The following is a 5459-nucleotide window of genomic DNA, read 5'->3' on the forward strand; positions in this document are numbered from 1 at the left end:
ATTTCTTTCTTTCAACCATTCTTGGGTCTCTAGTTAAGAATCCAGCTTTCTTTAATTCTGGTCTTAAGTTTTCGTCAGCTTTTAATAAAGCTCTTGATATACCATGTCTTATAGCTCCTGCTTGACCTGATAATCCACCACCATGAACGTTAACTAAAACGTCATATTTGTCTTTAGTTTCAGTTAAAACTAATGGTTGGTTAACTACAACTCTTAAAGTTTCTAATCCGAAATATGTTTCGATTTCTCTATTATTTACTATAACTCTACCTTCACCTGGTACAAGTCTTACTCTTGCAACTGATTTCTTTCTTCTTCCAGTTCCCATGTATTGAACTTTTGCCATTTGAACTCCTCCTCCCGAGCTTATAATTAGTATCTTAACTCAAGTACTTCTGGTTTTTGAGCAGCGTGGTTGTGCTCAGCTCCTCTGTACACGTTTAATTTCTTTAACATTTTTCTTCCTAAAACGCCTGTTGGAAGCATTCTTCTAACTGCTTCTTCGAAAGCAAATTCAGGTTTCTTTTCTAAAACTTCTCTGTATGGAGTTTCTTTTAATCCACCAGCGTATAAGCTGTGTTTTCTTAACATTTTTTGGTCTAATTTCTTACCAGTTAAAACAACTTTCTCAGCGTTTATAACGATAACGAAATCTCCACAGTCAACATTTGGTGTAAATGTTGGCTTGTTCTTTCCTCTTAATATTGAAGCAACTTGGCTAGCAACTCTTCCTAGTGGCTTTCCAGCAGCGTCAACAACATACCATTTTCTTTCAACTTCTTGTGCTTTTGCAATGTATGATTTCATCGTTTTCCCTCCCTAGAATTTTAAAATAGGTTTTATATGTCCTCGTACTTTATGTTAAGATTCTTTTGAATCCCGTACATCTCTCTTACAAACAAATACCATTATAATACACGCTTACGGGCGTGTCAATACATTTAACCTACTTTTAGTAAAAAACTTTTTCTAGGCACAATCCACTTGCTGGAACGCAAATTCCAGCTTTTTTTCTATCTCCAGATTCAATGACTTCTTTCATAAATTCAGGCTTTTCTTTTCCTCTTCCAACTTTTAATAAAGTACCAACTATAAGTCTAACCATATTATATAAAAACCCATCTGCTGATACATATATCTTTATCTTATCTCCACAAGTTTCAATATGTAAATCACTTATTGTTCTAGTTGAAGTTTTTACTGTTCCCCCAGGTCTTTGGAAAGCTTTAAAATCATGTTTACCTATAAAATATTGACATGCCTCTTTCATAGATTCAACATCTAACTTTTTCTTAACATGATAAACATAATTCCTTTCTAAAGCTGGAGGCTCTTCTCTATTTAATATAGTATAGCAATAAGTCTTTCCAGTAGTCATATATCTTGCATGGAAACCTTCCTCAACCTCTTCTGAATCCATTATAACTATATCTCTTGGTAACTTTGAATTCAAAGCAGCCTTAAAATTCTTACCTGGTATATTAGAATTAGTTTTAAAATTAGCAACATATGCTCTAGCATGTACACCAGAATCAGTTCTACTACTTCCTAATATCTCAATTTCCTCTTTAGTAACCTTTTTTAAAGCCTCCTCAACCTTTTGCTGAATAGTATTTCCTATAGGTTGCTTTTGCCATCCAAAATAAGAAGTTCCATCATACTCTATTGTTAATTTTATATTCTTCATTCTATCATTCCTTTTAAGTTCAACTTATAATTTTATTCCTACCCTAATATGTTTTATTTTATATAAAATCTAACCCTATATTTTTTATAATCTACTCTTAATTTTATCAAAAGCTTTTACATTAAACCATCAAATTATTAAGTAAATTTATTTAAGCGATAATAATTAACAATTTATTCTATAATAGAAATATTTTTTATATAAAAATAAAGACTACAGTTTTGTAGTCTTTACTAAATATACTTATCTTTTTTATTATCTATATAATATTTATTCTAACTAATATGGATAAAACTAAAAGTATTCCTGCAACTCCAAATGATATAAAATCATTATTAGCATATTTTAAAACCTTCATTCTAGTTCTTCCATCTCCACCTCTATAACATCTAGCTTCCATTGCCATAGCAAGTTCATCTGCTCTTCTAAAAGAACTAATAAATAAAGGAATTAAGATTGGTATTAAACTCTTAGCTTTTTGAATTAAATTTCCTGATTCAAAATCAGCTCCTCTTGCTTTCTGTGCTTTCATTATCTTATCAGTTTCATCAATTAATGTAGGTATAAATCTTAAAGCAATTGTCATCATCATTGCTAATTCATGAGCTGGGACCCCTATTTTCTTTAATGGATTTAAAAGCTTCTCTATTCCATCTGTAAGCTCTATAGGAGATGTTGTTAAAGTTAATACTGATGTACCCATTATTAATAAAATAAGTCTTAGAGCCATAAATATAGCTGTTCTGATACCCTCTTGATATATGGCAAAGAATTTCCACTGCCATATTAAAGTATCTACAGTACCTTTAATCATAAATATGTTAAGTGCTGCTGTAATTGCAATTAATAAAAATACTGGTTTAAGTCCTTTATATAAATATTTAAATTGTAACTTAGATATTAATACTGTTGCTCCTAAAAAAGCTATTATAAAAATATATCCAAAAAATTTATTTACTATAAATAATGAAGCAATAAAAATAAATGATATTAAAATCTTAGTCCTTGGATCTAACTTATGCACAAAAGAATCTCCAGGAATATATTGACCTATAGTAATGTCCTTTAACATAATTTCTTATCCTTCCTAATTATTATTCCTTATTATGTTTAAAAGTGCTTCCTTCGCTTGAGAAATAGTAAATATTTCTTCTGATATATCAAAGCCCTTCTTTCTCAACTCTCTAACTAAATAAGTAACCTGTGGAACAGCCAAACCTATCTTTTCTAAAGTTTCAACTTCTTTAAAAACCTCTGCTATTTCACCATCTAAAACAATTTCTCCACCATTCATAACTATAACTCTATCAGCAATCTTAGCAACATCTTCCATACTATGACTAACCATTATTATTGTCATTCCATATTCTTCATGAAGAATTTTTATTTGAGATAAAATATCCTCTCTTCCTTTTGGATCTAATCCAGCAGTAGGTTCATCTAAAATAAGAGTTTTAGGTTCCATAGCAATAACTCCAGCTATAGCAACTCTTCTTTTCTGCCCTCCACTTAAATCAAAAGGAGATTTATCTTTATAAGTTTCATAATCAAGTCCAACCATAGACATAGATTTCTTAACTCTCTTTGATATTTCCTCTTCACTTATTCCCAAGTTTCTTGGACCATACTCTATATCCTTTTCAATAGTTTCTTCAAATAACTGATACTCAGGATACTGGAATACTAATCCAACTTTTTTTCTTATATCACTTAATTTAACTTTCTTATCTGATATATCCACTCCATCCACTATTATCTTCCCACTTGTAGGTCTTAATAAGCCATTTAAATGCTGAATAAATGTTGATTTTCCTGAACCTGTATGCCCAATTAACGCAATAAATTCGCTATCTTTTATTTCGCAATTCAAATTATTTAAAGCTATTTTTTCAAAAGGTGTCTTAGGCATATATATATGACTTAAATTTTCTATCTTAATTGACATAAAGCATCCACCATCTCATCTATATTTAATATTTCAGTTGTTATATCTAAACCTTCTTTTTGAAGTTCATAAGCTAATTCAGTAACCTGCGGAACGTCTAGCCCAATATCCTTTATCTTTTCAACCTGTGAAAAAATCTCTCTTGGAACTCCTTCCATTACCATCTCACCCTTATCCATAACAATTATCCTATCAGCCTGAGCTGCCTCATCCATATAATGAGTTATAAGTATAATAGTAATTCCAAACTTTCTATTTACTTCTTTTATTGTTTTCATAACTTCTTTTCTACCAGAAGGATCAAGCATAGCTGTAGGTTCATCTAAAACTATACACTTAGGCATCATAGCTAAAATACCAGCTATTGCAATCCTTTGCTTTTGACCTCCTGAAAGTAAATGCGGAGCATACTTTCTATACTCGTACATTCCAACAGCTTTTAAAGAATCATCTACTCTTTTTCTTATTTCACTAGGTTCCACTCCTAAATTTTCTGGTCCAAAAGCTACATCCTCCTCAACTATGGTTGCAACTAACTGGTTATCTGGATTTTGAAACACCATACCTGATCTTCTTCTAACTTCCCAAATATTATCAACATCTGAAGTATCTAATCCATCAACATACATCCTACCACCACTAGGAAGTAATAAAGCATTCATATGTTTAGCCATAGTAGATTTCCCTGATCCATTATGCCCTAAAATAACAAGAAACTCACCTTTTTTTACATCCATATTAACATGGTTAATAGCTATTTTCTCAGTTTGTTCTTCAGTATTCATATACTTAAAAACTAAATCTTCACTCTTAATCATATTTTCTCCCATACTAGCCTCCTATAAAGCTAATTTTCTATTCTTTATAAGTTATTCTAATAATTATCCAAAACTTATTGAATAAGTAAACTATAAAAATTCAAAGGTTATATTAGCCACTCATTCTCTAATATAATCTTTTAAACTTTGAATGAATAACTATTTAACTATTCAAAAGTTAAATTAATAATTTTAACTTTAAATAATAAATTCAAAATCTATCATGATAAATTAAATATCATATTATAAATAGTATTTATTCTATAAAATTTTAACGACTTCTATAGATTGTAAATTAAACATCATATTATATAAACCTAAAAATAAAATAATTTTATATTTCTAAAACTACAAACTTTTAATTTCAAAAATAGTAAATTATTGTATTATCTTTCTATAGAAATTAACACCCTATAAACCCCAATAATTAATAGCAATTTTCTATAAAAAAATACCTACTTATAAAATAATACTATTAATAATTTTATTTTGTAAATAGGTATTCCCTTATTTTAGAACTTTATTTAAATTTATATAACTAATTCTCTTGCAAAATCTATTTAATATATATTTATAATAAAATTCTCCTAAGAAATGAATTTAATATTTAATTTTATACAACAAAAGAGGATTAAGCAAAAACTTAATCCTCCATAAATCAAAGAATATTATACTAATTCAAGTATAACAACTTCAGCTCCATCTCCTCTTCTAGGACCAACTTTGTACATTCTAGTGTATCCACCGTTTCTCTCAGCGTACTTTGGAGCTACGTTGTCAAATAAATTTCTAACAACTTCTTCTTCTGTAACAAATGCTAACACTTGTCTTCTTGCATGTAAATCTCCTCTTTTTGCAAGAGTAATCATTTTCTCTGCAAGGCTTCTAGTTTCCTTAGCTCTTGTTTCAGTAGTTTCTATTTTACCATGCTTTAAGAAGCTTGTAACAAGATTTCTAAGCATAGCTTTTCTTTGATCAGTAGGACGACCTAACTTACGATATCCTGCCA

Annotated in this window: 7 protein-coding genes; all 7 read right to left on the minus strand. The window is 29.5% G+C overall.

Annotated features, from left to right (window positions below; translation table 11 throughout):
* Positions 1-346: 30S ribosomal protein S9 (gene rpsI, locus Q1K13_RS09400; protein WP_300349978.1), on the minus strand; the 346-nt coding region annotated here is incomplete at its 3' end.
* A gap of 26 nt (positions 347-372) precedes the next feature.
* Positions 373-807 (minus strand): 50S ribosomal protein L13, encoded by a 435-nt coding sequence (gene rplM / locus Q1K13_RS09405; RefSeq protein ID WP_011010899.1) that lies wholly within the window; start codon positions 805-807, stop codon positions 373-375.
* A 145-nt stretch (positions 808-952) separates the two neighbouring features.
* Positions 953-1687, minus strand: a complete 735-nt coding sequence (gene truA, locus Q1K13_RS09410; RefSeq protein WP_300349987.1) for a tRNA pseudouridine(38-40) synthase TruA — start codon at positions 1685-1687, stop codon at positions 953-955.
* Between the two features lie 259 nt (positions 1688-1946).
* On the minus strand, positions 1947-2759 hold the full coding sequence (locus Q1K13_RS09415; protein WP_300349990.1) for an energy-coupling factor transporter transmembrane component T family protein: 813 nt from the start codon (positions 2757-2759) through the stop codon (positions 1947-1949).
* 15 nt (positions 2760-2774) lie between these two features.
* Complete coding sequence (locus Q1K13_RS09420; RefSeq protein ID WP_300349993.1) at positions 2775-3632, minus strand: energy-coupling factor transporter ATPase; 858 nt, start codon at positions 3630-3632, stop codon at positions 2775-2777.
* A complete protein-coding gene (locus Q1K13_RS09425; RefSeq protein ID WP_300349996.1) occupies positions 3617-4462 on the minus strand; it encodes an energy-coupling factor transporter ATPase in 846 nt (281 codons plus the stop codon). The genes Q1K13_RS09420 and Q1K13_RS09425 overlap by 16 nt, the downstream gene beginning before the upstream one ends.
* 656 nt (positions 4463-5118) lie before the next feature.
* On the minus strand, positions 5119-5459 hold a 341-nt coding region (gene rplQ, locus Q1K13_RS09430; RefSeq protein WP_300349998.1), incomplete at its 5' end, for a 50S ribosomal protein L17.

This window comes from Clostridium sp. (assembly GCF_029267215.1).
Lineage (GTDB): Bacteria > Bacillota > Clostridia > Clostridiales > Clostridiaceae > Sarcina.